Raw genomic sequence first — 2,256 nt, 5'->3', positions numbered from 1 at the left:
TCAGCCATTTTAGCTGCAGCAACATCATCGAGCCATTCTCTTCTATTAGCTGTTCCAAGGAATGCAACTATAGCCTCCTGAGAATTCGGCTCTCCATCTGTAAAACACAAACCAAGCGTTATGCTTCCGCTATCAAAGGAACCTTTGTATACCAGACTTGATATTTTCGCATTACTCAATATGTATTCTATTACCTGCCCCCCATTCTTTTCCGCTTATAAAATAACTAGTATCAATTATACTGTTATTACTTTTTAGAATCGCTATTTTGTCACTATCAAACTCACTTAATATTTCACCAATAGTTTTGTTTTCTGTTTTGTAAGTAAACGTATTATTATCAGTTACCGATAAAGATACTGCACCATAAATAGCATTCCTTGCCTCATTAAAATAGGTGAGCATTTCTATCATACATAATTCTTCTGCTGTAAAATAAGTCATTATTAAATCTCCTATCTAATTATTCAATATCAATATCATAGATTATATGGTCACTATCATACATATCTCCGCAATTATTGAATGTTAAGCCTTCAAAATCGCTCTTTCTTATTATCGTAGCTCTAAATTCACATTCAAAATCATGCCCATCATTTTTATAGTTATCTGAAAAAGCATCCAATTGTGTTTCGGTACATAATTCATCGGAGGCAAATAATACTGCTGTAGATTTTACTTTATCTTTAACAGTATTTTCATTAATTTCGTCACCATACTCCATTTCAGCTAAGTAAGGATGAATATACACTTTAACATTGCCTTCTCCGAAATACGATTCCACATATTCTGTGATGACTTTTTCCATTGTTTCTCTCACAGCGACCAGCATATAACCATTTCGGTCATCGAAAATTCCTTTTCTGTCTTTTTCAACAGTTATGAGATTCCGGCTATCTTCTTTATCGTATCCTTTTGGAATAAAATCCGTTTTCTCCTGGCCCATCAAGCCTGCCGGATAATGTGAAACATAATCGAATTCAATGCCGGGATACTTTTCATCAAGATACAAAAAAGCGTTTTCGATATTCATAATGCCACGCTTTTGACTTGCTGTGAGCTCGTCTAAATCAGTCGGAAGTGACTCTTCAGCCAAGATGTGTTTTTGACGCTCAGTCAATACAGATCTGTCTGAAGTTGCAATTTCGGATACATATTCTGTTTCACTAGAATTATAAGTTGAACACCCCCATAATGCCCAGCACAATATTACACTTATTATAGCTATATAACATTTAAAACAATGGATTTTTTTCATAATCTTCTCCTAAAATACTTATTGGTTCTTAATCTTTAAGGTAAATGAATTCAGTTTATTATCTGTGTAAAGACACATTAGAACAGTGCTTTCTGTTTCAAATATGTAATCATAGTAATTTCTTTCCGAATCCTTTTTCTGAAGATTCATGAAATAGAGGTGTTCCTTCTGTGTTTCGTAATCTCCATTTATTCCAAGCCCGTTTATGGAAACCAGCGAAATATCTAGCTCGTAGAAATTTTCAAATGGCAAAAATAGCCAACTGATTGGAGAATCAGAAAAAGATTCTTTATTCAAACAATCTGATACAACAACACTGCCTATTTCGATACCACAATATGTAATCGTTGCTGTGGCAGAATGATTTGATTCATTGATTGCCATCGGATAATCTCCGCCTTCGATTACATCAAACTCGACCCCAAGATCACTTTCCATTGAAGGCAATCTGCTTTCTAAATAATCAGTAAATTCCGAAAACAGTTCTGCAGGCGTTTTTAGTTCAGCAAAATAGTCCATTTTGGTTTTTCCAGTATTATCTAAAAGGCTATGGACATCATTTCCTGATGTAATGAATCCACTATCAAGTGCCAATTGAGCTATTTCAGAATGTTTTTCCGCAATAGGAGTTACTCCTGATAGTTATTCTGCATCATGAATTCCGTTTACTCCTCTGTGTATTGATTCAGGAAGTGCTATACATTGACCATCCCTGCCGATATGATGATGGTCTAGCATCTCGCCCATACACTCTTCGTATTTTCCGAAATAATCAACAAACTGTCTATCCACTATAGGGTTAAAACCATATTCGATTCTCCATCTATTATTAACATTTCCGTTTGCTGTATCGTTGCTGAATGCGCCAGGATGTTTGTCTAACAGTTTGTGAAAATAATACATTGCATCCCTATACCAACACTGAGGATTGTTTGAAACAGCGCTTACATTACCGTTATTAATATCGGTGATGTTATACTTTGATATGTATTCTGGGG

Annotated in this window: 3 protein-coding genes and 1 pseudogene; all 4 read right to left on the bottom strand. The window is 35.0% G+C overall.

Annotated elements, in window-relative coordinates:
- Window positions 1–171 precede the first annotated feature (171 nt).
- On the bottom strand, window positions 172–444 hold the full coding sequence (locus RUM_RS00870) for a hypothetical protein (RefSeq protein WP_015557344.1): 273 nt from the start codon (window positions 442–444) through the stop codon (window positions 172–174).
- A gap of 19 nt (window positions 445–463) precedes the next feature.
- A complete protein-coding gene (locus RUM_RS00865; protein WP_015557343.1) occupies window positions 464–1,258 on the bottom strand; it encodes a hypothetical protein in 795 nt (264 codons plus the stop codon).
- Window positions 1,259–1,276: 18 nt separating this feature from the next.
- Window positions 1,277–1,852 (bottom strand): hypothetical protein, encoded by a 576-nt coding sequence (locus RUM_RS00860; protein ID WP_147645528.1) that lies wholly within the window; start codon window positions 1,850–1,852, stop codon window positions 1,277–1,279.
- A gap of 48 nt (window positions 1,853–1,900) precedes the next feature.
- Window positions 1,901–2,256: pseudogene (locus RUM_RS12520) on the bottom strand (hypothetical protein); the annotation flags it as partial.

Source organism: Ruminococcus champanellensis 18P13 = JCM 17042, from assembly GCF_000210095.1.
Lineage (GTDB): Bacteria > Bacillota > Clostridia > Oscillospirales > Ruminococcaceae > Ruminococcus_F > Ruminococcus_F champanellensis.
This window is presented reverse-complemented; position numbering and strand designations above follow the sequence as displayed.

What these genes read in the sequence shown, in the direction of transcription:
- RUM_RS00865 (WP_015557343.1), bottom strand. Translation starts at nt 1,258, where the DNA reads ATGAAAAAAATCCATTGTTTTAAATGTTATATAGCTATAATAAGTGTA.
- RUM_RS00870 (WP_015557344.1), bottom strand. Translation starts at nt 444, where the DNA reads ATGACTTATTTTACAGCAGAAGAATTATGTATGATAGAAATGCTCACC.